The organism is Alphaproteobacteria bacterium (assembly GCA_015231795.1).
Classification (GTDB): domain Bacteria; phylum Pseudomonadota; class Alphaproteobacteria; order Rhodospirillales; family WMHbin7; genus WMHbin7.
In genome coordinates this window covers 1-2,145 of record JADGAX010000005.1, presented here as the reverse complement: position 1 = coordinate 2,145, position 2,145 = coordinate 1, and the positions used below count along the sequence as shown (strand labels likewise).

The 2,145-nt window shown below is 53.0% G+C and carries 3 protein-coding genes; all 3 read right to left on the bottom strand.

The window, feature by feature from the left end; all coding sequences use genetic code 11:
- Positions 1–123: 123 nt before the first annotated feature.
- Positions 124–651, bottom strand: a complete 528-nt coding sequence (locus tag HQL44_11350) for a hypothetical protein (protein MBF0269176.1) — start codon at positions 649–651, stop codon at positions 124–126.
- A gap of 26 nt (positions 652–677) precedes the next feature.
- Positions 678–1,235, bottom strand: a complete 558-nt coding sequence (locus HQL44_11345) for a hypothetical protein (protein MBF0269175.1) — start codon at positions 1,233–1,235, stop codon at positions 678–680.
- Positions 1,232–2,145 (bottom strand): hypothetical protein (locus HQL44_11340; GenBank protein MBF0269174.1); only part of this gene is annotated, 914 nt, incomplete at its 5' end. The genes HQL44_11345 and HQL44_11340, both read right to left, overlap by 4 nt.

Sequence of the window (2,145 nt, the reverse complement as noted above, 5' to 3'; positions counted from 1 at the left end):
CTCGACATGCCGCTTGAAGGTGGGAATGATGCCGCCGAAATCCTGCGTGCTGTTGATCAGGCGCGCCCAATTTTCATGCATGGCAATGGGTGAACAGACCGAGTTTGACAAGGTGCTATAAAATTACCATTCGGTCTGCCCAGTCACTTGCCCTAGCCATTGATAGAAGCGACCGACAGCAGTGAAATGTCCCGCGCGTTCCGAACTAGCGCCGAAGGACAGCGGCTCAAGCGTGTCGCGGGTGAAGTTGCTGGGATAACTCTCTGCCAAATAATCCAGGGGATGGACAGAAGTTCCTATTTTGGCCAGGTGTCTGCAAAAAACATACTCGTCTGGATCAAGTCCCTGAGATTTGGCAAGTTCTTCCAAAAAATAATTTGTCCGCTGCACCAACTCGGCTTCGCCGAACAGCCAGTACCAATTCTTGGCGATCACCTTCTCTTCCTCGATCCGAACATACTTTTCCGTCCACCTCCGCATGATGCTTTGAAAAAGGGCGTTGGCTTCCGGAGTCAGAGGGGTTGTGAACTCAATGTATCCGTAGCTGCTCTGGCAAACCGGATAAATCCTAGTCGATCCGAAACGCAGCCACCAATTGAACCAAAACAGGGAAGAACCCACCGCCACCGCCCACATGGCGATGGCGGCCAAGCCGAATAGAATTTTGCGCTTTAAGTTCACGGCTTAGGTTCGTTATCGGAGAGTTCGAAGCGTTTGAGAAATTCACCGAAGGGGGTGTAATCGCCGAAGCGCTCTTTGAGGACATCGAACGAAATCTGTTGCAGATTGTCTCGCACCCAATTGGGCGGGTAGTAGCCTGACGTGTACCAGCCATCTTCGCTTACCATGCCCATTCTGGCAATTTCACGACAGTGAATATCCCTGTTTTCCTTCAGGCCGCGTGCCCTGGCGAGTTGGTCGTTCATTAGCCCAGTAATTTGAAGATGCTCCCCATCCCCGAATAGCCAATACCATCTCTTTGAGAAGACGGAACGATTCACAACACGAACATACTCGCTGCTATCCAGCAACATGTAGTGTGCATAAATCTCGAAAGCCTCATCCGTCATCGGCTGCGTGAACTCGACGAGCGCATCGCCGTCGTGACAGATGGGATACGTCCGCGTCCAGGAATTGCGTATCCACCAGTTGAACCAGAACAGGGAACCGGCTGTCGCCACCGCCCAAATGGCGATGGCGAGCAGGCTTAGCAGGATGTTGCGCTTCCACTTCATTCGCGCATTTTATCTGAAGGCGCAACCTCCTTCCACACGAATTGCGAGCCGATGATATTGCCGCGACTGTCCAACTTCAAACGACCTTCCAAAACTTTTGTCCAGCGGTCTGTATTGATTTCGAACGCTTTCGCGCCCCCCGCCATTTCCATTTCGGTAATTTGTTGTCTGGTCATGGTGGCGTTACCGCCAAGAATGCCTTGGGGCAGCCACTCATTGTTTTGACCATCCTTCTTGAAGTCATAGTCATCCCGCGCATGTTGATCGATTGTTCCGGTGACAAAGACGTCATTGCCTTTACGTTCAAGTTTAAGGTCGCCCTCTCCCTTGACCGTCAGACCGCCCAGCGTGTTGCTTTTGTCATCCATTTTCCAGACAGGATTGTTGGCAGCACCATCCCACTGCATACCTTTGACTTCCAACGTTGGTTTGCCACTGGCAAGCCAGTCTTTGACATTGCCAAACCCAGACTTATCTCCGCGCACCCCTGTCAGCCAATCCTCAAAATGCTTCTGGCTTTTTACTTCCCCTTCCTTGACGGGCGGGTGCTGGCGCACCCAATCCTTGTCCAGGGTGATAGGCTCGCCATTGCCGTTTAGATAATGGTCGAGCATCCGGCTGGAATTCTCGTGCCCAAGATTCTTCCCTTGATTTCTGACCTTGAGCAAGGTGTCGCGTGTCGCCTGCTGATCCGCCGTCAGATCGGGAATTTTCCTGCCCTGATTCTGGCTCTGCCGCCCCCAGAGCTTCTCGGCGAAGTTCCCCCTGTCGGGATAAGCCGGATTCTCCGGGTTGGTCGAAATCACGCCGCGCCTGCCTGGATCGGTTTTTCGTGTCTCATCCGCCGATTTCATAGCCTCTCGTTGCCGCTTCTCAAACTCGGCCTTGTAGGCTTCGGCGCTGCGCCAAT